25 protein-coding genes are annotated in these 25042 nt (G+C 59.2%); 15 read left to right on the top strand and 10 right to left on the bottom strand.

All coding sequences use genetic code 11. The features are described 5' to 3' along the window. Positions 1–40 precede the first annotated feature (40 nt). Both VO84_RS16995 and VO84_RS17000 read left to right on the top strand, forming a co-directional pair. The gene (locus VO84_RS16995) at positions 41–724 is read left to right on the top strand and encodes a hypothetical protein (RefSeq protein WP_058188945.1); all 684 of its coding nucleotides are present in this window, start codon (positions 41–43) and stop codon (positions 722–724) included. 99 nt (positions 725–823) lie between these two features. Next, positions 824–1168 (top strand): hypothetical protein, encoded by a 345-nt coding sequence (locus tag VO84_RS17000; protein WP_058188946.1) that lies wholly within the window; start codon positions 824–826, stop codon positions 1166–1168. Between the two features lie 392 nt (positions 1169–1560). Here the strand turns inward: VO84_RS17000 and VO84_RS17005 are convergent, their stop codons facing one another. After that, complete coding sequence (locus tag VO84_RS17005) at positions 1561–1977, bottom strand: VOC family protein (RefSeq protein ID WP_058188947.1); 417 nt, start codon at positions 1975–1977, stop codon at positions 1561–1563. Positions 1978–2163: 186 nt separating this feature from the next. On the opposite strand from VO84_RS17005, the gene VO84_RS17010 reads away from it, so the two are divergent. Together VO84_RS17010 and VO84_RS17015 are read left to right on the top strand one after the other, a co-directional pair. Beyond that, positions 2164–2634: a VOC family protein gene (locus tag VO84_RS17010; protein ID WP_058188948.1), complete on the top strand. Its 471-nt coding sequence runs from the start codon at positions 2164–2166 to the stop codon at positions 2632–2634. Between the two features lie 96 nt (positions 2635–2730). Continuing rightward, complete coding sequence (locus VO84_RS17015) at positions 2731–3723, top strand: hypothetical protein (RefSeq protein ID WP_058188949.1); 993 nt, start codon at positions 2731–2733, stop codon at positions 3721–3723. Here VO84_RS17015 and VO84_RS17020 read toward each other — a convergent pair. Together VO84_RS17020 and VO84_RS17025 are read right to left on the bottom strand one after the other, a co-directional pair. Then, positions 3704–5908, bottom strand: coding sequence for a chymotrypsin family serine protease (locus VO84_RS17020; protein WP_157439969.1), 2205 nt, complete (start codon positions 5906–5908; stop codon positions 3704–3706). The genes VO84_RS17015 and VO84_RS17020 overlap by 20 nt on opposite strands. Positions 5909–6155: 247 nt before the next feature. Beyond that, positions 6156–7184, bottom strand: a complete 1029-nt coding sequence (locus tag VO84_RS17025) for an LLM class flavin-dependent oxidoreductase (RefSeq protein ID WP_058188951.1) — start codon at positions 7182–7184, stop codon at positions 6156–6158. Between the two features lie 77 nt (positions 7185–7261). On the opposite strand from VO84_RS17025, the gene VO84_RS17030 reads away from it, so the two are divergent. Further along, positions 7262–7789, top strand: coding sequence for an O-acetyl-ADP-ribose deacetylase (locus VO84_RS17030; RefSeq protein ID WP_058188952.1), 528 nt, complete (start codon positions 7262–7264; stop codon positions 7787–7789). A gap of 61 nt (positions 7790–7850) precedes the next feature. Next, a complete protein-coding gene (locus tag VO84_RS17035) occupies positions 7851–8849 on the top strand; it encodes an aldo/keto reductase (RefSeq protein WP_058188953.1) in 999 nt (332 codons plus the stop codon). A 136-nt stretch (positions 8850–8985) separates the two neighbouring features. On the opposite strand, the gene VO84_RS17040 is transcribed toward VO84_RS17035, so the two are convergent. Continuing rightward, positions 8986–10014 (bottom strand): zinc-dependent alcohol dehydrogenase family protein, encoded by a 1029-nt coding sequence (locus VO84_RS17040; RefSeq protein WP_058188954.1) that lies wholly within the window; start codon positions 10012–10014, stop codon positions 8986–8988. 107 nt (positions 10015–10121) lie between these two features. Here VO84_RS17040 and VO84_RS17045 point away from each other — a divergent pair, with 107 nt between their 5' ends. Then, entirely contained in the window at positions 10122–10394 is a 273-nt protein-coding gene (locus tag VO84_RS17045; protein WP_231738031.1) for a hypothetical protein, read from the top strand. A 145-nt stretch (positions 10395–10539) separates the two neighbouring features. Here the strand turns inward: VO84_RS17045 and VO84_RS17050 are convergent, their stop codons facing one another. Next, entirely contained in the window at positions 10540–11307 is a 768-nt protein-coding gene (locus tag VO84_RS17050) for an SDR family oxidoreductase (protein ID WP_058188955.1), read from the bottom strand. A gap of 97 nt (positions 11308–11404) precedes the next feature. Next, positions 11405–12313, bottom strand: a complete 909-nt coding sequence (locus VO84_RS17055) for an NAD(P)-dependent oxidoreductase (RefSeq protein ID WP_058188956.1) — start codon at positions 12311–12313, stop codon at positions 11405–11407. Between the two features lie 145 nt (positions 12314–12458). On the opposite strand from VO84_RS17055, the gene VO84_RS17060 reads away from it, so the two are divergent. From VO84_RS17060 to VO84_RS17070, 3 genes are read left to right on the top strand one after another with little or no spacing between them, the layout of a single operon-like run. Then, positions 12459–13355 carry an undecaprenyl-diphosphate phosphatase gene (locus VO84_RS17060; protein WP_058188957.1) on the top strand — a complete coding sequence of 299 codons (897 nt, stop codon included), beginning with the start codon at positions 12459–12461 and terminating at the stop codon, positions 13353–13355. Positions 13356–13392: 37 nt separating this feature from the next. After that, a complete protein-coding gene (locus VO84_RS17065) occupies positions 13393–14184 on the top strand; it encodes a HipA family kinase (protein ID WP_058188958.1) in 792 nt (263 codons plus the stop codon). Then, the gene (locus VO84_RS17070) at positions 14162–14545 is read left to right on the top strand and encodes a DUF3037 domain-containing protein (RefSeq protein WP_058188959.1); all 384 of its coding nucleotides are present in this window, start codon (positions 14162–14164) and stop codon (positions 14543–14545) included. Before VO84_RS17065 ends, VO84_RS17070 begins: the two co-directional genes overlap by 23 nt. Before the next feature lie 31 nt (positions 14546–14576). On the opposite strand, the gene VO84_RS17075 is transcribed toward VO84_RS17070, so the two are convergent. The 3 genes from VO84_RS17075 to VO84_RS17085 all read right to left on the bottom strand — a co-directional run bounded on the left by VO84_RS17075 (position 14577) and on the right by VO84_RS17085 (position 19130). Next, positions 14577–15242: a response regulator gene (locus tag VO84_RS17075; protein ID WP_058188960.1), complete on the bottom strand. Its 666-nt coding sequence runs from the start codon at positions 15240–15242 to the stop codon at positions 14577–14579. Between the two features lie 99 nt (positions 15243–15341). Continuing rightward, positions 15342–16169, bottom strand: coding sequence for a response regulator (locus tag VO84_RS17080; protein ID WP_058188961.1), 828 nt, complete (start codon positions 16167–16169; stop codon positions 15342–15344). A 114-nt stretch (positions 16170–16283) separates the two neighbouring features. Beyond that, a complete protein-coding gene (locus VO84_RS17085) occupies positions 16284–19130 on the bottom strand; it encodes a DNA translocase FtsK (RefSeq protein ID WP_231738033.1) in 2847 nt (948 codons plus the stop codon). Between the two features lie 106 nt (positions 19131–19236). Here VO84_RS17085 and tdh point away from each other — a divergent pair, with 106 nt between their 5' ends. Further along, positions 19237–20271, top strand: a complete 1035-nt coding sequence (gene tdh, locus VO84_RS17090) for an L-threonine 3-dehydrogenase (protein WP_058188962.1) — start codon at positions 19237–19239, stop codon at positions 20269–20271. A 113-nt stretch (positions 20272–20384) separates the two neighbouring features. Here the strand turns inward: tdh and VO84_RS17095 are convergent, their stop codons facing one another. Then, positions 20385–20978 carry a hypothetical protein gene (locus tag VO84_RS17095; protein ID WP_157439970.1) on the bottom strand — a complete coding sequence of 198 codons (594 nt, stop codon included), beginning with the start codon at positions 20976–20978 and terminating at the stop codon, positions 20385–20387. Positions 20979–21195: 217 nt separating this feature from the next. Between VO84_RS17095 and VO84_RS17100 the strand changes: the two genes are divergently transcribed. The 4 genes from VO84_RS17100 (at position 21196) to VO84_RS17115 (ending at position 24997) form a co-directional block, all read left to right on the top strand. After that, positions 21196–22344 carry a sensor histidine kinase gene (locus tag VO84_RS17100; RefSeq protein WP_197414091.1) on the top strand — a complete coding sequence of 383 codons (1149 nt, stop codon included), beginning with the start codon at positions 21196–21198 and terminating at the stop codon, positions 22342–22344. Then, the gene (locus VO84_RS17105) at positions 22341–23102 is read left to right on the top strand and encodes a LytR/AlgR family response regulator transcription factor (protein ID WP_197414092.1); all 762 of its coding nucleotides are present in this window, start codon (positions 22341–22343) and stop codon (positions 23100–23102) included. The genes VO84_RS17100 and VO84_RS17105 overlap by 4 nt, the downstream gene beginning before the upstream one ends. 148 nt (positions 23103–23250) lie before the next feature. Continuing rightward, positions 23251–24432, top strand: a complete 1182-nt coding sequence (locus VO84_RS17110) for a glycine C-acetyltransferase (protein ID WP_058188966.1) — start codon at positions 23251–23253, stop codon at positions 24430–24432. A 205-nt stretch (positions 24433–24637) separates the two neighbouring features. Next, positions 24638–24997 carry a DUF3592 domain-containing protein gene (locus VO84_RS17115; protein ID WP_058188967.1) on the top strand — a complete coding sequence of 120 codons (360 nt, stop codon included), beginning with the start codon at positions 24638–24640 and terminating at the stop codon, positions 24995–24997. Positions 24998–25042: the final 45 nt, after the last annotated feature.

Consider the following 25042-nt stretch of genomic DNA (forward strand, 5'->3'; position numbering starts at 1 on the left):
CAAATATATAATCGAGGCACTTCGGTCGAGGAGAGAATCTGTGACCAGCTTGCGCCTCTACGACCGGGTATGGATTTTTCTGGTTTACGCCATTACTGCAAGCGCTTCTGTCAATGGCTTCTACAGCAAGTGGGAATCCATCATACGACCCGATACTTACCAGCAAAGCTCGGCTCGCATCGATTTCATGCTCGACGGCACGCTCTCCCGTCCCTACGTCTACCGGCGACTGTTGCCCGACAGCGCAAACTTCGCAGACCGCGTCGTGCCACCCGCATGGAAAAGCTGGTTCGTCGCACAGCGTCCCTCAAGCCCCAGACCTGTTTCTTCTGTTCTCGCTACAAACTTTGATCCTGATTCGTCCGTTGCCGCTTACAAGGCGTATGCGTTTCGCTTTCTAGTCGTTTATCTCTCCACCTGCCTCTTTGTCCTTCTCGCGCTCTATGCCATGTGCTGGATATGTGCGGAGCTTTCGTTTCCGCTCCTCTCATCCATCTTCGCTCCGCTGCTTGTCCTGCTTCTTATGCCGTATACGATGAACATGGGCGGCTATTTCTACGATTACTCCGAGCTCGCAATGCTCGCGCTGGCTGCATGGATGGCGCTGCGCTTCAAGTGGTGGTGGCTTCTTCCCATCCCCGTGCTCGCCACTTGGAACAAGGAATCATTCCTGCTCTTCATACCCACCCTCTCCCCATTCTTTCGTCAGCGCAGCTCCAGGTGAAGCGCGCTGCTGGGCGTCTGCATTCTCGGCCTCACGGGCGCAAGTGTCTATCTCCTCATCCACTCCCGTTTTGCGCACAACCCGGGCAGCACATTCCAGGTGCACTGGCGTCAGCAGGTTCAGTTCTTCACCCATCTGCAGACGCTCTTGTTTGCCACAGACAAGACCTACGGAATCACGACACTTAGTGCTGCCACGGTTTTCCCCATGGCGCTGCTTGCATGGACCGCCTGGCGTGCCTGGCCTCGACTGCCTGCCATCCTCAGGTCCCACGCAAGCATCGCCGCGGCGGTCAACGTGCCCCTCTTTGTGCTCCTTTGCGCACCCGGTGAGCTGCGCAACCTGAGCCTGCTTTATATCGCACTGCTTGTTGTTTTGGCGACAACCCTGAACCGCTGGGCCGGGCCGCCCGGAGGCACGAAGCGGCAGCCGGCAAATCCGTGAACTGCTGTCAGAAACATTAGCCGTCAAAGGTAATGGGTCAGTTTGAAGGGCACGGTCTTAAGCCAGCACATCCAATCCCGCTGAATGCATAGGGCTTTAGCCTCTGAGGGAGGATTTCTCTCAAACTGACCCACTCGCACTAGCTCTCGCATCAGGCGTTTTGCTTGTTCAACAGAGCTTGAACTGGCGGGCTGCCGCTGTTGTCTTCGCTCTGGATAGAGTGGCGCTGATCCTGATTCTCTTCTGTTCAAAAAGCACAGCATGGATGCCTCTGCACAGGCTTGCTCTGGCTGCAGGCGCAGCACTCGCCTACGGATGGCACAGTTTCACCCAACCTCCGCTAGTTGGGAATCAGAATATAACGGAAAATTCTAGCCGGCGCAGGATCGGATTTACGAAGGCATAGGCCGATTGTGAACGACCATCCACGATGTGCCGAACTTATCTCGCAGCATCGCAAAGCGTGTGGCAAAAAATGTCTCTTGGATCGGCGTGAATATCTCGCCGCCTTCCTCAAACAGCTTGTAAATGCGTTCCGCCTCCTGGTCACTATCCACAGAAAGCGAAAGGTAAGCGCTCCGCATCGGCTGAAATCGTTCCGGTTGCACATCGCTCGCCATAACCACCGTTTCACCCAAAATCATTGATACGTGCAGAACACCGTTCTCCATACCCGGTGGAATTTGTTTCGGTTCGGGCATCTGTGCAAAGGTCATCATAAAATTAATCTTGCCGCCAAGATGCTCTTCATAGAAGCGAAATGCTTCAGCGCAGTTGCCGCCGTAGTTTAGATAGGGTTGCAGTTTCATGAGGAAGTCTCCTTTTCCGGGATTCAAGGTTTGCACTAAAAATACGACAGCGCCTTATTCGTTTCCGCTTGCATTCCGCAATCATCTCAGTGTTAAGATGGACAACGTTGATAACAACGTATCGGATCAACCGTCTTTCCCGCAATGAATTTCGTCATGAAATTTTCGAGACAAAGGTGATAGCTCATGAGTCTGTTTGAAAACTTCCCTCGGATCACGCCATTTCTCTGGTTCAATAACAACGCCGAAGAGGCAGTCGACTTCTATGTATCCATCTTCAAGAACTCGCGCCGTCATGGCGAAATGCGCAGCCCCGCCGACAATCCTTCCACTCGCGCAGGCGCAGTCCTGACAGTCAGCTTCGAGTTGGACGGCCAACAGTTCACAGCCATGAACGGCGGCCCGGGCCACAACTTCACCGATGCCATCTCGCTCGTCGTGCGCTGCGAATCGCAGGAGGAAATCGACCATTACTGGTCCAGGCTCACAGAGGGCGGTGCCGAGGTAGCCTGCGGCTGGCTGAAAGATAAGTTCGGCTTGAGCTGGCAGATTGTGCCTGCCAATATCGGCGAGCTGCTCAACAGCCCCAAGGCTTTTCAGGCCCTGATGCAGATGAAAAAATTCGACATCGCCGCACTCAAGGCAGCCGCACAATAACAATTGACGCCGGGCCCCTTCAAGCGTACAAAGTATGCATTGATTTCGATTCTCGCGGGACGGCCCACAACGTCTCCATTCCCATCGGAGGCCTTCATGACCGTTACGCAGCCGAAGCCGCGGCGCAGCATCTCCGCAGCCATCGGGCTCTTCTTTCTCGCTCCGTTTATCGCTGAGTACCTCCTGGGCGATCTCCCTATCACCCTGCTTATTGCGCTTGTGCTGCTAGCGCCCATGTATGGAGGTGGCGCGCTGCTTATCCGTGAAGTCGTGCGCCGCACAGGCCGCGGCTGGCCCAGCATTTTCCTGCTCGGTATTGCCTACGGCATCCTCGAAGAAGCTTTCACCACGCAATCGCTCTTCAACCCCAACTATCTCGGCAAGAACTTCCATCTGCTCGATCCCGCATTCATTCCCGCACTAGGCATCGGCGTGTGGTGGACGATCTTTGTGCTCACTCTGCACGTAGCCTGGAGCGTCTGCACCTCCATCGCAATCGCGGAAGCCCTTGCCCCCAGCCGCAACACCACTCCATGGCTCGGCCCCATCGGACTTTCCATCGTCACGGTACTCTTTGCCATTGGCGCAGTTGCGATGACGCGCCTGAGCTACGCCAAAGATCACTATCTCGCCTCACACGCGCAGTTCATCACAGCGGCAGTCCTCATCGTTGTCTTCGCCGTTGCCGCGTTCCTGCTTCCACGCTCAAAACCAGCCATCGCTTCTATGCCCGTGCCCAACCCATGGCTTACCGGTTTCGTCACTCTGCTTCTGGGTTCCGGCGTTATGTTCGTTCCCAATCGTTGGAACTGGTGGGCTGCAGCTGCAGTCTTTGCACTTGATGCGGTTGCACTCGTCCTGATTCTCTTCTGGTCTAAGAGCAAAGCATGGACGCCACTACACAAATTGGCTCTGGCTGCCGGCGCAGCACTCGCCTACGGAGGTCACAGCTTCACTCAGCCTCCGCTTATTGAAAATGTGAGTTTGACTGTAGCCCGAGCCGGCAACGCCATCTTTACCCTCTTCATCATCGCGCTCATCGCACTCGCAGCCCGGCGCAACACGCGTATCAGAACAGAGGCAGCTTAAGCAGCGGATCGGGAAGGGAAGGCAACGGGGCAACAGCCTCGCTCGGCTTGGCCATGCACTTATGTGCCGGACCGGCAGTCATGTAGGACCGCGTCACATGCAGCCGGTCCATCACAATGTACCGCGTCCGCACACCATCCATCGTCTCCGGCAGATCCTTTGGCAGCCGGCTGCGGTCCGCGTAGATCACCACCGCCGCCTCGCGCGGATTGTCCAGGCTCTGCCCTACACCCACGCCAAAGATCGCCGGATTCTCCTGCATCCACTGCCGTGCTGCCTGTTGTTTCGCCTGCGACGCGCGGCTGAGCGCCGCCCCCGTCAATCCCGTCATCGCCGCCGTGTTTGCCACAGGCGCCGTGCCAGCCACAACCGCCGGCTCCGTGGTGGGAATTACCATTGTCCGCACGCCGCCCACCTGCGCCGGCACACTCGGCGTCATCGTCTCATCCACGTAGACCACAATCGCAGCCTCGCCCACACGGTCGCTGCTCTTACCCAGAGCCACGCCCAGAATCCCCTGGCCCGGGTTCACCAGCAGCCGTGCGGCAAAGAGCGCCTGCGCCGCACGCGCCATCTCTACCGTGCTCAGAGGCTCGCGCTGTGCCGCCGTTACCGCGCTGTCGCCATAGCTCAGGCAGCTTACCGCATGGTCCGCGCCGCCCACAAAGCTGTAGCTGGTTCCCGCCCCGGCTCCGCCAGACGAGCCCTGCGCGCTCAGCTCATTCAGAACTTCAGGCGCCGGCGTCGCCATGGCCTGCACCACACCACTGGCATCCACGCCGCCAGCAAAGAACAACCCCACCGGCTCCGCATTCGCCGCATCCACCACCAGCGCACCGGAGTCGCCCGCATCGGAGAAGCGATCCCCGCTCAGCGCTATCTGGTGCGTAAACAGCTTCGTCAGGTAAGGCCGCGTCTCGGCGCAATCGGCAAAGTAGTCCACGTTCACGTCTACGTCGACCGCCGTAATCGCACCGCAAGTCAGTCCCGTAGTGCGTCCGCTCTTCGCCACCTTCATCGTCAGCTTTCCGGTCTCGCCCTTGCCATCCGTCGAACTGACTCCCGGAGCCGCCGCGCCCAGCGTGCCATCAGCCTGCTTGCTGCCTAACTCCAGAATCGCGCCGCTCTGATCCACCGTGCGCGTGCCAATCAGCGCAATCGCCGCATCGGCATTGGTCTGCGCGGATTTCAGCGGCAGCCACGCGCTCAAAGACGCCACCGGGCTCGCGCCCGGCCCATCGCCATACGGTGTGCAATTGTTGTCAATCAGCCCCGGCTGCACAACTGCATCGCCCGCAGCTGCATGATCGCTGCGCGCCAGCACATGGTTATTGCTCAGCAGATATTGATGTCCATTCGAGTCCGCAATCAGCGCGCCCAGCGTGCCGCCACAGCAATCCGCCACAGTGCTCCCATGCGCATCCAGATCGCCGTTGTTTCCGCCTGACCCGCCCAATGCCACAGGCCAGCTCAGCGCCTCGCGGTGCCGCGCCGGATTGCTCATCACTCCTGCCGCGCTTAGCAGAATCGCCGTCTCCGTCTTAGCTGCTCCGGTCCGCGCCTCCACGTATGTCACGCTGCCTGCGGCATCAACTGTAGCTGGCGCCGTATACGTCACAGTGCAGGTCGTAAATGTGTCACGTGCGTGCGTGCATTCCACCGGCCCCAGTGTGCCAGCCCCGCCTTCATGTGCGCCGGCCGCCACGGCAAAGTGGATCGCCGTATTCCCACCCGCCTGCGCCAGCCGCCCGCTCAGCGTAATCGTCCCTCCCGGAGCCACAGCCGCATTCTCCGGCGCAAGCGGCTCCAGAAATCCCGGTGTGATGGAAAGATGTGTCGTCGCTGTAATCGAAGGATCGGCTTTGAGCTGCGCCGTCAGCGTCACCTCCACACGATCGGCTGTCAAAAATCCCGGCGGCGTGTATTCGCCCGCACTATTTATGCTGCCCGCGCCCGCCTTCGCATCACCGCCGCTCAGCATCCAGGTCGCATCCGCCGGTGCTCCATCGGCTTGCATTGTCGTGATCCGGTAAACCGCCCCGCCGCTCGCGCGCGTGGCATTGCAGCCCGTGCAGTTCGTATCAATGCTTGTTTCGCCCCCGGCGAGCATCAACGCCGTGCTCGTCGGCTGCATCATCCGCGCCGATCCGGCCCCGCATCCCACCAGCACAAGGGGGAGTGCCATACCCACTGCAGCCAGAAACAATCGCCCGATTCCACGCACGTTTGCTCTACGCACATGGCTTCCCGTCCTCGCCTCATGTGTGGGAACGGACCAAGCCGGTTGTAACTCGCTCAGAATCAATGTCTCAGACGCTTTCGGGTCGGAATTCAGGCCAGCATTGCAAAGCCGACACTCATTCCATCGGCATTCTCAGTAAAATCCTACTGCCTTCGTAGTGTAATCCGCCCTGGGACCGCTGCAAACGTATTTACCCGACTCTTACCGCCGTCTCGACCGTTTTGGAAATCTCAGCCACTCTCCGGTACGACTCAAGCCGATCCTCATGCCGGTAAGTATCCGTCACCACAATCACTTCGCTCGCCCCGGTCGCACTCACCAGCCGTTCCAGCCCCGCCTTCACCGTCACGTTTGATCCCACAATCGCCGCGCCCAGCTTGCTCTGCACCGCCGCACGTTCAGCCGGATTCCACAGCTCATCCATCGAATCCACCGGAGGCAGCAACTCCACCGCCTGACCGCGAATCAGCCGCAGAAACCGTTGCTGTGCTGTTGTAAAGAGCTTGCGCGCCTCCGCATCCGTCTCCGCCGCAACCACCTGCACGCCCACCATCATGTATGGACGCGCCAGTGTCTCGCTCGGCCGGAACTGCCTCTGATACATCTCCGCCGCCGCGTACAGAGACTCCGGCGCAAAGTGCGCCGCAAACGCAAACGGCAGCCCCAGCCGAGCCGCCAGCTGCGCGCTGAAGCCGCTCGACCCCAGCAGCGTAATCGGCACATTCGTATTCTGCCCAGGAGTCGCCTTCACAGCCTGCCCCGGCCGGTCCGGTCCAAGATAGGTGCGCAATTCCTCCAGCAGTTCCGGAAAATCATCCCCGCTCTGCGCCATACTTCTGCGCAGCGCGCGCATCGTCTGATAGTCTCCGCCCGGCGCGCGTCCCAGCCCCAGGTCGATGCGCCCCGGATACATCGCCTCCAGCGTGCCGAACTGCTCGGCCACAATCAGCGGCGCATGGTTCGGCAGCATCACGCCGCCCGAGCCCACGCGAATCGTCTTCGTCGCATCCGCTACATGCCCAATCAGCACCGCAGTCGCCGCAGACGCAATGCCTGCAATCGAATGATGCTCCGCCAGCCAGAATCGTGTGTAGCCCCACGCTTCGACGTGCTGCGCCAGGTCCACGGAGCGCGCAATCCCCGCTCCCGGCGCTTCATTCGGATGCAGCGCCACCAGATCGAGAACAGAAACCGCCAGTTCGCCTTCACTCTTTGCCATAACCATTCGATTCACCGCAGCCCCTACAAGATGCGACCCAGAAAAACGCGGGCGTATCCTCAATGCGAGGGCGCTTCATGGCTCAGCTCACCGCAGTCTCAGGAGACATAACGCAGCTCCACGTCGACGCCATCGTCAACGCCGCCAACGAGTCGCTGCTCGGCGGGGGAGGCGTAGATGGAGCCATTCACCGCGCCGCCGGACCTGATCTGCTCATCGCCTGCCGCAAGCTCAATGGCTGCCCCACCGGCGATGCCAAAGCCACACCCGGCTTTTGCCTGCCCGCCAAATGGGTCTTTCACGCCGTCGGCCCGGTCTGGCACGGCGGCGCAGATGGTGAAGACGATCTCCTTGCCGGGTGCTATCGTCGCTGCCTTGAGCTAGCGCTTGAAGTTGGAGCAAGGTCGGTTGCCTTTCCCGCCATCAGCACCGGTGTCTATCGCTTTCCGCCGGAGCGCGCCGCTAAGATTGCCATCGCAATCGTGCGTTCGCGCATCGAAGAAAGCGGCGCAAAAGAAAGTGGCATAGACGAGCTTTTCTTCGTCTGTTTCAACAGCGAGACGCTACGCATCTATCAACATCTGCTTTCCGATGCGCGTACTTAAAAATGCATCTCTAAAATTCTCCACTCTTAACGTTTCCTTCCACACTTTTCAAGGAGAAGCAATGGAATACGTCAATCTCGGCAAGACCGGACTCAAGGTCTCCCGCATCTGTCTCGGCTGCATGACCTACGGTTCGCCCGCCGGTGCTGAACCGAAACCAGGCCGTCACGCCTGGGCGCTCAATGAAGCTGACAGCCAGCCGTTCCTCAAGCAGGCACTCGATCTCGGCATCAATTTCTTCGATACAGCCAACGTCTACTCCAGCGGCGACAGCGAAGTCGTTCTCGGCAACTTCCTCAAAGCCAACACGCGTCGCGAGTCCGTCGTTATCGCCACCAAGGTCCATGGCCTCATGCGCGACGAACCCAACGGCAAAGGACTCTCGCGCAAGTCCATCTTGTTTGAGCTTGATCAAAGCCTTCAGCGTCTCAAGACCGATTACGTCGATCTCTACCAGATTCACCGCTGGGATTACGAAGTCCCCATCGAAGAGACCCTCGAAGCCCTGCATGACGCCGTAAAGGCCGGCAAGGTGCGCTACATCGGAGCCTCGTCCATGTTTGCGTGGCAGTTCGCCAAGTCGCTTTATCTCGCCGATCTTCGCAATTGGACACGCTTTGTCTCCATGCAGAACCACTACAACCTGCTCTACCGCGAGGAAGAGCGCGAGATGACCGGCCTCTGCGTCGATCAAGGCATCGGAATCATTCCGTGGAGTCCGCTCGCCCGTGGCCGTTTAGCGCGTCCCTGGAACTCCGAAAGCACCAAACGCCTCGAAACCGATCGCTTCGGCACAACCATGTATTCACCCACAGAAGATGCTGACCACAAGGTCGTCGATCGTCTCGTTGAAGTCTCATCCAAACGCGAAGTGCCGCAGGCGCAGGTCGCACTTGCATGGCTACTCGCCAAACCCGCAATCACGGCGCCCATTGTAGGCGCCACCAAACCGCACCATCTTGCGGACGCCGCAGCCTCACTCTCCATCAAGCTCACGCCAGAGGAAATCAAATCCCTCGAAGAACCATACACGCCGCATCCGGTTCTCGGCTTCAGCTAGGAAATTTATGTAAGGGTACCCACCCTAGCGGCATAGTTGTTTTTTGCCGCCAGGGTGGGAATATCTATGGCTTTTTACGGCCTTTGTTTTTTATCTATAACCCTGATCTCTGACCCCTGATGCCTGATCTCTGTACTTACCCCACCGACATCACCAGCTTGCCAAAGTGCGCGCCATTCTCCATCCGCGCCAGCACTTCGCGGGCATGCGTCCACGGAAAATCCTCGCCCACAGGCCTCAGGTTGCCCAGCGAAACAGCCTTGTTCATATCCCGAAAATCCTGCCGTGAGCCCACATAAATTCCACGCAACCGCACCTGCTTATGAAGAATCAACGAAACCGGCAATGCTTCAGTCGGAGCCAGCCCAGGCCCAGACCCAGATCCCGTCAGCACGCCCACCTGCGCAATTGTCCCGCCCATCTTCACGGCCTTCAGGGATCGCGCCAGAGTCCCTACGCCGCCCACCTCGACAATCAAGTCCACGCCTTCGCCGTCCGTCTCATCCATCGCCCAGCGGGCCCAATCCGGCGTGGTCTTGTAGTTCAACCCGGCATCCAGACCCAACTCCTGCGCTCGCTCCAGCTTTTCGTCGCTGCTCGAGACGCCGAGCACCCGCGCTCCCCTCAGCCGCGCCAGCTGCAGCGTGAACAATGACACTCCGCCCGTCCCCTGGATCAACACCGTCCCGCCCGGCTTCAGATCCGCCGCAGCCAGCGCATTCCACGCTGTCACCGCCGCGCACGGCAGCGTTGCCGCCTCCTGGTAGCTCAGGTGCTCGGGAACCTCCACCAGGCCTTTCTCATGCAACACAACATACTCCGCCAGCATGCCGTCCATGTCGCCGCCCAGTGCACCCTTGGTCTTTTCCGGCGTCGGAGGCCCGTCAATCCAGTTCTGCATAAAGATACCCGCCACGCGGTCACCCGCTTTCCACAGCGACACGCCATCGCCTACCGCAATCACCTCGCCCGCGCCATCCGAGCAGGGAATCCGCGGCAGCTTGAGCTTGGGGTTATAGGTCCCCTTCACCACCATCAAGTCCCGATAATTGAATGAGATGGCATGTATTTTCACCAGAGCCTCTCCCGGCCCTGGTACCGGCGTCGGTCGCTCCGTAAACTCCAGCTTGTCGATTCCAAAAGAACTGATCTGCCAAACCCGCATAAATGCTCCTTAACACTTGTTCACGTATGAATAACCCGTAAAGACCTGCTGATTTTCGGTCAAAAAACTAATTTTAAGGAATCGAAACGAGTCGAAGTCCCCGTAGAATGGAAGATATGGCACGTGGTTGGGAAAGTAAATCCGTGGAGGAGCAAATGGCAACAGTGCAGCAGACGGTACCGATAGTGCCGGCAGGTTTCAACGCTGGGGAAGCTCGCCGCGTCGCGGAATCCGAGCGTACTCACCGCGCCCGGCAGAAACAGGCACTGAACCTGCAAAAGGAAAACATCCTTTCGCAGCGAACCTCAAGCCCGGCACGCCGCCAGGCCCTTGAAGCCGCCCTGGTACAGATTGAAGCCGAACTGGAAAAGCTGAATTAACCGGCCCGCGAAAGCGGGTTTTTTATTGCGCTCCACCGTCGAGGCTGCCCAGCTCTCGCGATGTATTTGTTTTTGTCGCCTGCGAGAGGGATGAAAATATTTCGTATCGGTTCCAACCGCGCCGAAGGCGCAGTTGCCTGGTCGGCTAGTCCCGAACCAGCATGTACGGGTTCGCCTGCTGCACCGGCGTAAGCACTACATCCGCAATATTCACATGCGCCGGTCGCGTCGCGGCCCACAGAATCACGTCCGCGATATCCTCCGCCGTCAGCGCCTTCACGCCCTTGTAGACATTCCCGGCGCGATCCTCATCGCCGTGGAAGCGCACCAGGCTGAAGTCGGTCTGGACCATCCCAGGGTCCACGCTGGTCACGCGGATCGGCGTTCCCAAAACATCCTGCCGAAGTCCGTCATTGATTGCTTTCTCTGCAGCCTTCGTTGCGCAGTACACCGCGCCATTCGGATATGTAATGTGCCCGGCAATCGACCCTAGATTGATCACATGCCCGCTCTTGCGCTCCACCATGCCCGGAACCACCGCGCGCGTCACATACAGCAGCCCCTTCACGTTGGTGTCAATCATCTCGTCCCAGTCGGAAATCTTGCCCTCGTAGACTTTCTCCAGGCCACGGCTCAGCCCGGCATTGTTCACCAGGACTTCAATCTCCCGCCAACCCTCCGGCAGCGCCGCAATCGCAGCCACCACCGCGTCATTGTCCCGCACATCCAGCGCAAACGTATGTATATCCTGCGCACCATATTTCCGCGCTTCGTCTGCAATCTCAGCCAGCTTCTCCACACGCCGCGCCGCCAGCAACAACTTTGCACCCTCGCCAGCAAACGCCATTGCCGTCGCTGCGCCAATCCCCGCGCTCGCTCCCGTGACAAAAACAATCTTCCCTTGAAGTTTCATGCCTTCATCCTAACCAACCAAAGTCGGGTGCTACATCCTGGCGGCGTATTTGTTCTTTGCCTCTAGCGTGGAATAGCTATGGCCTGGTTTTCTTGGGCTACAACCCAGTTTCGTCTGATCTCTGATCTCTGACCCTTGATCTCTGTACGGCCATCCTGTACTGCCCCACCGCCCAATCCTCGCCACCAAGCCCATCCACAATCGCCTGCTCCAAGACTCCCATCATCTCTTCCGCCAAACTCAGCGTCACGCCGCCCGTCTTCGCCGCCGCGCGAAACATCCCAAGATCCTTCTTACCTAGCCCAATCGTCGCCCCCGCATGTTCCGGCGGACGCAGCATCACATTGGCATACGCCGCATAAAACGGCGATTGAAACAGCGCGCTGTTCACCGCCTCGAAGAAGACCCCCGGCTCAATCCCCTGCGACTCCGCAAAAACAAACCCCTCTGAGAGCGAGTGGATCATCGCCGAGATCAGAAAATTTCCGCCTAGCTTCACCGCATGAGCCTGCTTCGGCTCCGTGCCCACCACCGTAAATCCGCGTGAGATCGCATCCAGCACCGGTTTTGCGCGCTCCACCGCATCCTGCGCGCCCGCCAGCACCACCCACAGCTTGCCGGCCTCGGCCACATTCGGCCTGCCAAACACCGGAGCCGCCACAAACCCAATGCCGCGCTTCTTATGCGCTTCTGTCAGCCTCTCGGAAAGCGCCACACTGATCGTGCTGCAGGCAATATGGAGCGAGCCCGGCTCAAGCGCATCCAGCAATCCATTCGCGCCAAAGAGCACTTCCTCATTGGCCGCATCGTCAAACAGCATCGTGATTACCGCATCCGCGCCAAGCTCGGCCTCGGCTGGCGTCGCAGCCGCAATCGCGCCCTCGCGTAACAGGGGCTTGGTGCGTCCTTCAGTGCGGTTCCACACCGCCAGCTCATGCCCGGCGGCAATCAACCGTAGCGCCATCGGCGTGCCCATGCTGCCCAATCCCAGAAATCCAATCTTCATTGCGAAATATCCTCTCAGTTTCCGCCGCCGCAATTCACAATCTCAGTTCCTTCTCAATGGATGCGGAATCATCGCAGCACGAATCGTAAACCTGCATCATCACCCTGAAATCTTCTATGTAATTTGAGTGTGATACCACTTGAGCATGAGCATTCTTAGCGTGATCATCCTCGCCATCATTCAAGGTCTCGCCGAACTCCTGCCCGTCTCCAGCTCTGCTCACGTCGTAGTTGCTGAAAAACTGATGGGCCTCGATCCGTCCTCGCCGCAAATGACTCTGCTCCTTGTGATGCTCCACACCGGAACCATGTTTGCCGTCATCGTTTATTTCTGGAAGACATGGAAGAAGGTCTATTTTTCCAGCACCAGCTCATTCATACGCATTGTCGTGTATCTGGGGTGCGCCACAGCGCTGACCGGCATCGTCGGTATTGCTCTCAAGAATATTCTTGAAAAAACTATCTTTCGTGGAGCGGAGAAAGCCGAGATCGAGCAGCTCTTCAGTCATCTCGAGCTCATCGCGCCCGCTCTCGCCGCCGCCGGCATCCTTATCCTCATCGCCGGCCTCATGGAGCGCCGCATTAAAAAAGCCGGCTACACGCGAATCCTTGCCGATGAGGAAGCCACATTAACCCTCAGGCAGGCATTATGGATGGGATTGGTGCAGGGAATCGCCTTGCCCTTCCGCGGATTCTCCCGCTCTGGCGCGACAATCTCTACCGGCATGTTGACCGGCGCAGCCAAAGAACCAGCCGAGCGTTTTAGCTTCGCGATGGCTGTTCTCATCACGCCAGCTGTAATCGCCGCGGAGCTGGTTCGCCTGCTCAAAGCCGTGCATGCATCTGCCGCCTCCAGCGCTCCCATCGATCTCCACGCATCGCTGCTCACCGGCGCACTCGGCGCAGTGTTTTCCTTCATTGCGGGGCTGCTCGCGCTCAAGTGGTTAAGCCGCTGGCTGGAATCCGGGCACTGGTATTTGTTCGGAATCTATTGCCTCATCGCATCAGCTGTGGTCTTCTACCTGCACACGCGCGGCTTCTGAAGCGGACACAGCCAGCGTCCATTAAACTTAGAATTCAATGCTGCGAACAGTCCAGGCAACGCGCTACGTGCTTCCACTCCGCGAAGGCGGCTCGCTGCCCGCGATCGTCGAGGCCAGCGACCTTGGCATGTACGTCGTTAAATTTCGCGGTGCTGGGCAGGGAATTCGTTCTCTGCTGGCCGAGCTCATTGCCGGCGAGATTGGCCGCGCCATTGGCTTGCGTGTTCCCGAGCTTGTGTTCATCGAAATCGACCCCGTCCTCGGCCGCAACGAACCCGACTACGAAATTCGCCAGCTTCTCAAAGCCAGCACCGGCCTCAATCTTGCGCTCGATTATCTTCCCGGCTCCGTCACCTTCGATCCCGCGGCGCGCGACACCGTTTCAAAAGAAGAGGCATCGCTTCTCGTCTGGTTCGATGCCTACACGCAGAACGTGGACCGCACCGCCCGCAACGCCAATCTGTTGGTGTGGCACAAAAAGCTTTACCCCATCGATCATGGAGCCGCTCTCTTTTTCCATCACGACTGGCCAAGCCGTGAATCTAAAATCGATGCGCCGTTTCCGCAGATCGAAAGCCATATTCTTCTTCCCTGGGCCGCGGAAATCCCGGCAGTTGGACGCGAGGCCTGCGCAAAGCTGACGCCCGCCATCCTCGAAGAAATTCTCCACCAGGTCCCGGAAGAATGGCTTGAAGCGTCTGCCGCCGATTCGACTGGTGAAAGCCCGGCTGAACGGCGTTCCGGCTATCTCGATTTCCTCGTCCGCAGGTTGAATGCTGCGCATATCTTTGAGCAGGAGGCGATAGATGCCCGAACCCGCATCGTTTGATTACGCCATCCTGCGCCTTGTGCCGCGGGTTGAGCGGCAGGAGTTCATCAACGCCGGTGTCATCGTATTCTGTCCGGAAAAACGCTATCTCGCCGCGCGTGTCCATCTCGACCGCGACCGCATCCAGGCGCTATGGGCAGATATCGATCTTGCGCTTGTGGAAAAACATCTTCAGGCTGTGGAGCTCATCTGCGTCGGCGATCCTTCGGCAGGCCCCATCGCTTCGCTCTCACAGCGGGAGCGGTTTCACTGGCTCGTCGCTCCACGCAGCACCATCATCCAGCCGTCGCCGGTCCACACAGGCGTCTGCAGCGAAACAGCTGATCTACTGGATCGGCTGTTTCAGCAGTTCCTCTCCTGAGAAGGCGATTCTGCCCTCTCGAAAGTCCCTGTTATTGCGTCGCAGCCACAAGCTGGTGTGCAATCGCAAACAGCGCCAGTTCCAGCCGTGTCGAAACGCCTGTCTTGTCGAAAATATTGGAGAGATGCCGCTTGACCGTCTCTTCGCTCAGCCCAAAGCTGCGCGCAATGTCACGGTTGGTGCAGCCTTCCACAATGGCGCCCACCACTTCCATCTCACGCGGCGTCAGTCCATAGGTTTTGCGCGGCTGCACTTCTGCTTTTTGCATCAGCTCATGCAGAGCCGTTACCAGGTTCGCCACGCGCTTGCCGCCAATCCAGTAATCCCCACTCACCACGGTACGGATGGAAGTGTGCAGATCCTGCACCAGCGAATCCTTCAGCACAATCCCGCGCGCCCCAATATGCAGGGCCTCAATAATCTGCTGTGTCGTAATCGTGGAAGTGAGCAGGAGAATCTTTACCGTCGGCGATCCGCTCATGATCGCCCGCATCGCCTCAAGGCCAGGCAGCCTGGGCATCAACAGATCCAGCAGAAGAATATCGGGCTGCAACTCAAGCGTCTGGGTGATCGCTTCATCGCCGTCTCCGGCTTCGCCCGCCACATCGAATCCGTTCGCATCCGCAAGCATGTTGCGGACGCCTATACGAACGACGGGATGATCGTCTGCAATAACGATTCGAATCGTTCGTTCCACCGAGGCCTATCCCTCCAACAACAAACTTCGACTCGAGGGCAATCTCAGGAACTGCAAAGCCTGACCTTGCCGGAATACCCGTCACATCATACTTCTTTTTTACTGCGGAGAAAACTCCCTCCCTAGCATATCTTTAAGGGCCTCGATTGCGCTACTTAGCTGCGCGGCTATTGCGCCACTGTTATCCAGTTTGTCACTCTCAGCTTCGAGCTTTGCGCCCAGCCGAGCCGCATTCACGGCGCCAACCATGCCGCATCCGCCCTTGATGCCGTGCCCGATATGATGCACCATCTTCGAGTCTCCACGCTCAATCGCGGCTTCCAGCGTGGGCATTCTGCGGCTCAGGTCGTCCACGGCAGTTGTATAGATCTGGCGTACAGCCGCCTCAGGCATCAGCGCCCGCAGCGCGGCCAGCTTGTTTCGATCCAGAACGACATCCTCTGCGACGGGAGTGTCGGCGGGTTTTTCGCTTGTGTAATCAGTTACTTGCGTCGTAGGCGCTCCCGGCTTATCCGGCTTCGCGGGCGCGCGCGGGCTCTTTTCCAGCCATTGCTTCAGCTCTTTCGCACCGAAAGGTTTGCCGAGAAACCCATCCGCTCCCAGCACGTCATCGATGTGCGGCTCGCTTGCGCTCATGGCCAGAAGCACGGTGCCCGATTCCGGACGCACCCGCTCGCGCAACTGCGAAATCAGGCTCGCGCCCCTCAGGCCCGGCATTCTGACATCCATCAGAATCACCCTTGGCCTGTAACTTTCGGCGTCCAGCATCGCCAGAGCCGCGACCCCGTCCGGTGCCGTTTGCACCTCGTAGCCCTCAATTGTGAATACGGTGGCCAGAACCTCGCGGCTGACCTCATCGTCATCCACAATGAGCACGGAAACTTCGCCGGCGTCGGAATAATAGGAAGACATGGCTAAGTTTGCCATGTCCTGTGTACTCCCAGCCATGACGCAAGAGTGGGATATGGATAACTTCATATAGTCATCTAGAGAATCTGCATCCACGGTAACTGACTCAAATTGGGATACTTGATCGCGTCTCTACTCCATCGCGCTTGCGCTCACTTCGTGCAGCCATCCCGGAGCTTTCAGCAACTCCCGCGGCCGCGAGCCGTCCGCAGGTCCCACCAGCCCATCGCGCTCCATCAGGTCAATCAGGTGTGCAGCCCGCCCGTAGCCAATCCGAAGCCGCCGCTGCAGCAGGGAAGTCGACGCCTTGCCGAACTCGAAGACCAGTCGTACCGCATCGTCGAACAGTGGATCGTTCTCTTCCTCGCCGCCGCTCCCGCCTTCCATGCTTACGCGCTCGTCCTTCGGCGATTCCAGGAATCCTTCCACATACTCGGCTTGGCCCTGGTCCTTCCAGAACTTCACAATGGCCGCCGTCTCCTTCTCACTGACATAGGGCGCATGCAGCCGCATCAGGCGGCTCGTCCCCGGCGGCAGAAACAGCATGTCGCCGCGTCCCAGCAGCGCCTCAGCGCCATTCGTATCGATAATCGTCCTCGAATCCACCTTCGTCGAAAGCCGGAAGCTGATTCTCGTCGGCACATTGGCCTTGATCAGGCCCGTAATCACGTCCACGCTGGGCCGCTGCGTCGCCAGCACCAGGTGAATTCCCACCGCGCGCGCCATCTGCGCCAGTCGCGTAATCGACTCTTCCACGTTCGCCCGATCCAGCATCATCAGGTCCGCCAGCTCGTCAATCACAATCACGATGAACGGCAGAGGTTGCTCATCCTCCTCAGGACCCTGTCCAAAAAGTGAAAGGGTGGACCCCTCGAAGAGTTTGTTGTACTGGTCGATATTTCTCACCGACCGCGAAGCCAGCAGCTTCAGCCGCCGCTCCATCTCCCGCACTGCATTTCTTAGCGCATTCGCCGCCAGCTTCGGCTCCGTAATGATCGGCGTAAACAGGTGCGGCACGCCCTCATACATACCCAGTTCCACGCGCTTTGGATCGACCAGAATCAGCCTCACCTGTTGCGGCGTCGTACGGAAGAGCAGGCTCATGATCATCGCGTTGATCGCCACCGACTTGCCCGATCCCGTCGAACCCGCAATCAGCACATGCGGCATTCCCGCCAGGTCCGCCGTCACAATTCGCCCGTTGATGTCCTTGCCCATCGCCAGCGTCAACCGGCTCTTCGCCTTGGCAAAGGTCTCCGACTCCAGCACCTCGCGAAGGTGAATCGTCTCGCGCTCATGGTTCGGCACCTGGATTCCTACGGTGCTCTTGCCCGCCATCCGCTCAATCAGGATGCTCTCCGCCCGCATCGCCAGGCACAGATCGTCCGCCAGCCCTGTCACGCGGCTGTACTTCACGCCCGCCTCCGGCTTGAACTCGTACGTCGTCACCATCGGCCCGGGATTGATCTGCACTACCTGCCCGCGTACGTCGAACTCCGCGCATTTTTCCACCAGCGTGCGTGCTTCCTCGCGCAGGTCCTCTTCGCGAACCGCCTGCGGTCCTTCGCCCTCCAGCAGCAGCGTGCTCGGCGGCAGCTTAAAGCCGCTCACATGCTTCGGAGCCACAGTAACCGTCTTCTCCTCCACATCGGCCCGCTCGTGGATCTCAATCGCTTCTTCCACCGGTGCAGGCTGCGGAGCCCGCATCGCCATTGGCTGCGGCCTTACCGGCTCCGGTTCCACATGCGCCTGGATTGCCTCATACCGCGCCGTCACCGGAACCTGCTCCGGCTCGGGCGCCGCATACACTTCCTGAATCCCCGCCCGCATCGGCATCGCCGTCGGAGTCTGCACTGGCGCTGGTCTCTGACCCTGTCCCGCCTCCGCATATGCCGCCTGCGCCGCACTCACTCCAGCCGTAGCAGGCCCAGCCGCATCTACCGTCCGCTCCCAAATGCTCGCCTTGCCGGCAACTCTCCGCACCGGCTCTGTGGCCGCAACAGGCTCAGCAGCCACCGCGCCGACAGCCTCCTGCCCCACAGCCCGCTGCCGCTGGTACGCCGGAATCTCCTCCACCGGATCAATCTCGCGCTCGCGCTTCCGCCAGAAAAACGAAGCAAGCCCTCTCGGCGTCCGCATCGTCGCCGCAGCCTCACCTTCTGCGGACCCGGTATACAAGCTCTGCGACGGTCCCGGATTCTGCTGTTCTTCATCCAGCAGCGCGCCGCGCCGGATCGCATCGCGCTCAGCCTTCCGCTCAGCGCGTTCTTCACGCCAGTTCTGCCAGCGGTCGTTCCACACCTGCAGCTGAATCCAATGCGCGGAAAGCCACTCATACATCGCGCGGAAATTCAGCGCCAGCGCAAAATACACGCCCGCCGCGGCCAGCACGCCCGCAACCAGCCATGCGCCCTGCACATTCAGGTATCCCACCAGCAGGCCCGCCATTAACCGGCCCACCACGCCCTCCACGGGAACCGCGTGCATCCACTGCCAGTGCCACGGCAGCAGCCCAAACATCACCGGCACAAACGCCACCGCGCACACCATTCCCAGCCCGCGCAGCCACGCTGCCCCATTCCACCGCGAACGCGTCCAGCCCCAGGCAATCGCGCCCATCCACATAGGAACGAAAAATGCCGTCAATCCCAGCGTCTGCAGCGCCAGGTCGCTCATCGTCGCGCCAAACGGCCCAATCCAGTTCTTCACCGTTCCCTGCGTGCCGGGGTCGATGGAAGTATTCAATGAGGGGTCAGCCGTGTGATACGTGGCCAGCGAAAGAAGCAGCAAAATCGAGGCCAGCGCCAGCACCACGCCAAGAAACATATTCAGGGGCCGGCTGCGCGTCGGCGCAAGTGCAATCTGGATAGGCTTAATCATGTAGGAATCGTCTCTCCACACCGGCACGCTCGCCGCAATCCTGTACGCATTGCAGACCAGCACCAGGAAAGGAGGCGAGAATCCCAGAGCAGCTTCCATTATCGGGTCCGCTCAAGGCGAAAGCCGGGCAAAACACCCCAGGGGGAATCACGCTCCGCACCCCCAGCGGAATTCACCTCTCCCACCCTTGACCTAAACTAGACCCATGAAGGCCCTCGTAAAATCCAAAGCGGAAAAAGGTCTCTGGCTCGAAGACATTCCCGAGCCGGTCATCGGCATCAACGACGTGCTCGTGCGCGTCCGCTACACTGGCATCTGCGGCACAGACGTTCACATCTATCAGTGGGACGAGTGGGCGCAGAAGACCATCCCCGTCCCCATGGCCATCGGCCACGAGTTCGTCGGAGAAATTGTCAAAGTCGGTTCCAACGTCAGCGACTTCTTCCCCGGTGACATCGTCTCCGGCGAAGGCCACGTCACCTGTGGCCGCTGCCGCAACTGCCTCGCCGGCCGCCGCCATCTCTGCGCCGCCACCCAGGGCGTCGGCGTCAATCGCCCCGGAGCCTTCGCCGAACTCATCTCGCTTCCCATGACCAACATCTGGCGCCACCACGCCGGAGTCGATCAGGAGGTCGCCTCCATCTTCGATCCCTTTGGAAACGCCGTCCACACCGCGCTGTCGTTCCCCGTCCTTGGTGAAGACGTGCTCATCACCGGCGCAGGCCCTATCGGCATCATGTCCATCCCTGTCGTCCGTCACGCCGGCGCGCGCCACGTCGTCATTACAGACATCAATCCCTTCCGCCTCGATCTCGCCCGCAAGATGGGCGCAACCCTCGCCGTCAATCCCACAGAAACCCCGCTCGCGGAAGTACAGAAGCAGCTCGGAATGACGGAAGGCTTCGACGTCGGCCTCGAAATGTCCGGCAATGCCCAGGCCCTGCGCGACATGATCTCCAACATGAGCCACGGCGGAAAAATCGCCATCCTCGGCATCCCCGCCAAAGAGCTGCCCCTCGACCTCCGCCAGATCATCTTCAACATGCTCACCATCAAGGGCATCTACGGCCGCGAAATGTACGAAACCTGGTACAAGATGTCCGTCATGCTCGACTCCGGCGTAGACATCTCGCCCGTCATCACGCACCGCTTCCCCTACAACGAATTCCAGCAGGGCTTCGACGCCATGATCTCCGGCCAAACCGGCAAAGTCATCCTCGACTGGACCTCACTCAGCTAACTCATCCACAACATCGTGTCATCCTGAGCAAAGCGAGGCGCATTAAATGCGCCTCGCGCAGTCGAAGGATCTGCGGTTGCCTTTGCTTTTTCTGTCACTGCAACTTGCAATCACTACATCTTCGCCGCCTCGCCAACACACTTCACATCCGGATTCCAATCCGCAAAAAGCCCCGTCGGACTAGCCTTCCACGTCCACACATGCAGGTAGTAGAAGCCAAACTTATCGAACTTCTTCAGCTTCTGCCCCATAATCTGCGGTGGCTCACTTGATTTCCAACCCGCGATAGGAATAAGAAACTCCACACCGTTCAATTGAAAGTGGCCATCCGTCATCTTTTCGTACACCAGTACTGAGGGATGCTCCAGGTCCAGCGTCGCCTCGTTATAGAGGTCATTGTTCTTGTAGTGGTATCCCATCGCGCCATGGGGTTGATATTCCATGCAGCCACCGTCGGCCTTATAGCCAGCCGCTTCAGCAGCATCGGTCGTCTTGAACTTCGCAGTTGCCTCACGAATGATCATCACGTCATGATCAACGGCCTCGCCCATTCCACTCGGCAAAATACCTTGTGCTGCGCCAATCGGTGCTATGCCAACCTGCCCTGCGCCCGTCTCTTTCACAGCGCTTTGCGCCGCGCTTCCACTTACCAACGCCAAAACCACCACCATTGCTCCCAATACCCACACTCTCAATCCAGTCTTCATGGCTCCTGCTCCATCCTCTCGTCGGATTTGGTTCTTGCCTCTTCGGCATGAAGACATCCTGAGGCGCTCCGTCGCGCGCCGACATATCTTTTTGACAAACAGTCCCGCTGAGATGCCGAACTGGATTACCGCCCTTGCGAGCGCAGTTCGTCATCCCCGCAGGCCACTTAGTCAAAAGATGCCTAAGTTGCAGACCAGTCCGTGGCAGAATTGAGCAGTGACGTCGCCTCGCATGCGCGAACGAATCAAGCTGATTGCGGTCATCTGGCTTGGCTGGACGATCGCCGGGCTCTTCTACATCGTCCAGGACATGGTGCCGCGCCTCTATTCAGGCAGCACCGTGCCCTGGAAATATGTCTTCGTCGGCTGGATGACGGGCATGTATGTCTGCGCCGCTCTCACGCCGGCGCTTCTCTGGCTCAGCAATCGGTGGCCCATCGAGCGCCGAGTCGCCTACATCGCATTGCACATCTGTTTCAGCGTCATTTTCTCCGTCGTCGCCTCCACCCTTGAAGTCCCCTTTCTGCTGCTGCTCCACGTCTTCCCGGCTCGCACTCCTCCGTCCCTCATCGCGGGAGTCAGAATCATGCTCGGCTTCGGCCTTCAGGGCGGAGTCATCCGCTATTGGGCAGTCATCGCACTGCACACCGTCTATCGCTCACAAAAGAACGCCAAGAGCCGCGAGCGAGAAGCATTCGAGCTCAAGATGCAGGCATCCGAACTTGCCCAGCAGCTTGCAACCGCGCAGTTAAGCTCACTCAAGATGCAGTTGCAGCCGCATTTTCTCTTCAACACACTCGGCGCCATCACAGTTCTCATCCAGCAACACAAAACCGCGCAGGCTGAAGCAATGGTCGAGAAGCTCGGAAGCCTCCTGCGTCTCACGCTTGAAGATGTGGAAGTTCAGGAGGTTCCACTCTGGCGCGAACTGGAATTTCTGCGCCTCTACCTCTCCATCGAGCAGGTTCGCTTTGAGGACCGCCTTAGAGTCAGCATTGACGCAGCCGCCGCACTCTCCGATCTTCTCGTGCCGCACATGGTCCTGCAGCCCATCGTAGAGAACGCTGTCCGCCATGGCCTCGGTCAAAGCGAGGAAGCAGTGACCATCGAAGTAAGCGCCACCAGCACCAACGGCTCACTCACCCTCATCGTCGCGGACGATGGCCCCGGTCTTGATGGGCCCGGTTTTGCATCGCCCAAACCCGGTCACAACGGTATCGGTTTGACGAACACCAGGAACCGCCTGGCGCGGCTCTATGGAAACAGCGCGCATCTCCTCGTTGAGCAAGCGGCAGACCGAGGTGTCCGAGTCACCATCACACTCCCAGCCCGTACGGTCCCAACCGAAGGTGTACTGTGCGATTGAAAGTACTAGTTGCGGAGGATGAGCCACTCGCGCGCGAAGGGCTAAAGCTTTTGCTCACCCGCCAGTCGCAAGTGGAATCCGTCTCGGAAGCCCGCAACGGACGCGAGGCAATTGCTCTCATTCGCGAAAAGAAACCGGATCTCGTGCTCCTGGACGTCCAGATGCCGCGCACCGATGGCTTCGCCGTGGTTCACGCCATTGGAGCAGAGCAAATGCCGCCGGTGATCTTCGTAACCGCGCACGATCAGTACGCGCTCCGGGCCTTTGAAATCGCAGCCATAGACTATCTCCTGAAACCGGTAACAGAAGAGCGCTTCGATCTCGCATTCAAGCGAGCCATAGGCAGGCTGCAAGCCGCCCCGCGTCAGGATGCCACAAACCAGGTGCTCACCATGCTCGACGCCATAGCCAATCCGCCGCGCCAGCTAGAGCGATTCGCCATTCGATCCGGCGAGAACACCATATTCGTCCCCGTCAACGAGATCGATTGGATCGAAGCATTTCAGAACTACGTCCGCCTCCACGCAGGTCCGGCAAACTACCTGTTGCATGTACCTATGAACACCATCGAAGGCGTGCTCGATCCCAACCGCTTCCTGCGCATCCACCGCTCGCACATCGTCAACCTCCGGAGTATTGCGCAGCTATGGTCCATGGCGCACGGTCAGTATGCGGTAGAGCTCAAGTCAGGCCAGCGTCTGCAATCCGGCCGCACCTACAGCGACCGCATCCGCCGCACCCTCGCAAATCCCTTCTAAGCGTCCATCAGCTCCGCCAATATTCTCGCTTAATAAAGCCGTGTCATCCTGAGCGAAAGGGGCCCCAGGCCGGGTGCCCCATTCATGCGCGGCTTTTTGCGCATGGGTGGGCTCTCAGCCCGCCAACTCCGCTATCCTAGGAAACGCCATGTACACCGACTTCCAGCAACATCTCAAAACCAAAATCGCCGAAATCAAATCCGCCGGTCTCTATAAAAACGAGCGCGTCCTGACCACCCCCCAGCAGGCGCAAGTCTCCACCGGCGGCGAGCCCGTCCTCAACCTCTGCGCCAACAACTACCTCGGCCTCGCCAATCATTGGTCCATCGTCCAGGCCGCGCAGCAGGCCCTCGAAGAATGGGGTTACGGCCTCGCCAGTGTCCGCTTCATCTGCGGCACGCAAGCTCCGCATAAGCAGCTTGAAGCACGCATCAGCAGCTTCCTCGGCACAGAAGACACCATCCTCTACAGCTCCTGCTTCGACGCCAATGGCGGCCTCTTCGAGACCATCCTCGACGCCGAAGACGCCATCATCTCCGACGAGCTGAACCACGCCTCCATCATCGACGGCGTCCGCCTCTCCAAGGCCCAGCGCCTCCGGTACCGCAACGGCGACATGGACGACCTCGAAGCCAAACTCAAGGAAGCCTCCTCCGCGCGCTACAAGCTCATCGCCACAGACGGCGTCTTCTCCATGGACGGCTACTTCGCCAAGCTTGACAAGATCTGCGACCTCGCCGACAAATACAACGCCCTCGTGATGGTCGATGACTCCCACGCCGTCGGCTTCATCGGCGAAAACGGCCGCGGCACGCTTGAACTCTGCGGCGTCGAAGGCCGCGTCGACATCATCACCGGCACCCTCGGCAAAGCCCTCGGCGGAGCCAGCGGCGGCTACACCAGCGGCCGCAAGGAAATCATCGAGCTCCTCCGCCAGCGCTCGCGCCCCTATCTCTTTTCAAACTCCGTCGCCCCGCCCATCGTCGGCGCATCACTCAAAGTCCTCGACCTGCTCTCGGAGTCCGGCGACCTCCGCAAGCGCCTCATAGAAAACACGCGCTTCTTCCGCGACGAGATGACCAAAGCCGGCTTCAACATCCTCCCCGGCTCGCACCCCATCGTCCCCGTCATGTTCGGCGACGCAGTAGTAGCCTCCCGCATGGCCGAAGCCCTGCTAGCCAAAGGCATCTACGTCATCCCCTTCTCATACCCAGTAGTCCCACAAGGCAAAGCAAGAATCCGCACCCAAATCTCCGCCGCCCACACCCGCGAAAACCTCGAATTCGCATTAGCCAGATTCATCGAAGCCAAATCCGAACTCGGCCTCTAAGTTGTCCGTTCTTCCACCACAAAGGGTGCCCCATCCATCGAGCGTCTTTGCTCGATGGGTGGGATACCTCGCACTCCATCACCCACAAACCCCCGTCATCCTGACCGTACCCGTTTTCCAGACGGAGGGAAGGATTTGCGGTTGCTCTTGCCTTTGCTGTTCGTGGCTTTTAAAGTCGTATCGCTCCGCGATACAATCGCCTCCTATGGGCGGCTTCTTTTTGCCTGAAATCTTAGCCGCAATCGCCGGCAAATTACGCAGAGAACGCCGTCGTGCCCAGTCCCTCCGCTGGCACATCGCAAACGGAACTATCACCCGCTTCACCACAGACTCCGGATCGCCCACCCTCCCGCTTGTGGATTATTCATACGAAGTAAACGGCCAAACCTATGACGGATCATCTACGGGTATGCCCATCAGTGACGCTCGAATCAACCAAGTCGGAGAGACGATGGACTCTCTTGCCGTCCGCGTCCGATACAACGCAACTCATCCAGAGCAAAGCAGAATTTTGAACGAAGACAATTCCGAAATTCCATTCGAGATAGATCACCTGGCTCACTAGAATAAGCCTGACGAACTCCCCGAGGAACCTAAGTGAAGAAGCCCC

The sequence above is a fragment of the Occallatibacter gabretensis genome (assembly GCF_001449115.1).
In the GTDB taxonomy this organism is placed as follows: Bacteria; Acidobacteriota; Terriglobia; order Terriglobales; family Acidobacteriaceae; genus Telmatobacter; species Telmatobacter gabretensis.

Excerpts from the sequence above, each read along its gene's own strand:
- VO84_RS17005 (WP_058188947.1), bottom strand. The coding sequence starts at position 1,977 with ATGAAACTGCAACCCTATCTAAACTACGGCGGCAACTGCGCTGAAGCA.
- VO84_RS17010 (WP_058188948.1), top strand. The coding sequence starts at position 2,164 with ATGAGTCTGTTTGAAAACTTCCCTCGGATCACGCCATTTCTCTGGTTC.
- VO84_RS17015 (WP_058188949.1), top strand. The coding sequence starts at position 2,731 with ATGACCGTTACGCAGCCGAAGCCGCGGCGCAGCATCTCCGCAGCCATC.
- VO84_RS17020 (WP_157439969.1), bottom strand. The coding sequence starts at position 5,908 with ATGGCACTCCCCCTTGTGCTGGTGGGATGCGGGGCCGGATCGGCGCGG.
- VO84_RS17025 (WP_058188951.1), bottom strand. The coding sequence starts at position 7,184 with ATGGCAAAGAGTGAAGGCGAACTGGCGGTTTCTGTTCTCGATCTGGTG.
- VO84_RS17030 (WP_058188952.1), top strand. The coding sequence starts at position 7,262 with ATGGCTCAGCTCACCGCAGTCTCAGGAGACATAACGCAGCTCCACGTC.
- VO84_RS17035 (WP_058188953.1), top strand. The coding sequence starts at position 7,851 with ATGGAATACGTCAATCTCGGCAAGACCGGACTCAAGGTCTCCCGCATC.
- VO84_RS17040 (WP_058188954.1), bottom strand. The coding sequence starts at position 10,014 with ATGCGGGTTTGGCAGATCAGTTCTTTTGGAATCGACAAGCTGGAGTTT.
- VO84_RS17045 (WP_231738031.1), top strand. The coding sequence starts at position 10,122 with ATGGAAGATATGGCACGTGGTTGGGAAAGTAAATCCGTGGAGGAGCAA.
- VO84_RS17050 (WP_058188955.1), bottom strand. The coding sequence starts at position 11,307 with ATGAAACTTCAAGGGAAGATTGTTTTTGTCACGGGAGCGAGCGCGGGG.
- VO84_RS17055 (WP_058188956.1), bottom strand. The coding sequence starts at position 12,313 with ATGAAGATTGGATTTCTGGGATTGGGCAGCATGGGCACGCCGATGGCG.
- VO84_RS17060 (WP_058188957.1), top strand. The coding sequence starts at position 12,459 with ATGAGCATTCTTAGCGTGATCATCCTCGCCATCATTCAAGGTCTCGCC.
- VO84_RS17065 (WP_058188958.1), top strand. The coding sequence starts at position 13,393 with ATGCTGCGAACAGTCCAGGCAACGCGCTACGTGCTTCCACTCCGCGAA.
- VO84_RS17070 (WP_058188959.1), top strand. The coding sequence starts at position 14,162 with ATGCCCGAACCCGCATCGTTTGATTACGCCATCCTGCGCCTTGTGCCG.
- VO84_RS17080 (WP_058188961.1), bottom strand. The coding sequence starts at position 16,169 with ATGGCAAACTTAGCCATGTCTTCCTATTATTCCGACGCCGGCGAAGTT.
- VO84_RS17085 (WP_231738033.1), bottom strand. The coding sequence starts at position 19,130 with ATGGAAGCTGCTCTGGGATTCTCGCCTCCTTTCCTGGTGCTGGTCTGC.
- tdh (WP_058188962.1), top strand. The coding sequence starts at position 19,237 with ATGAAGGCCCTCGTAAAATCCAAAGCGGAAAAAGGTCTCTGGCTCGAA.
- VO84_RS17095 (WP_157439970.1), bottom strand. The coding sequence starts at position 20,978 with ATGAAGACTGGATTGAGAGTGTGGGTATTGGGAGCAATGGTGGTGGTT.
- VO84_RS17110 (WP_058188966.1), top strand. The coding sequence starts at position 23,251 with ATGTACACCGACTTCCAGCAACATCTCAAAACCAAAATCGCCGAAATC.
- VO84_RS17115 (WP_058188967.1), top strand. The coding sequence starts at position 24,638 with ATGGGCGGCTTCTTTTTGCCTGAAATCTTAGCCGCAATCGCCGGCAAA.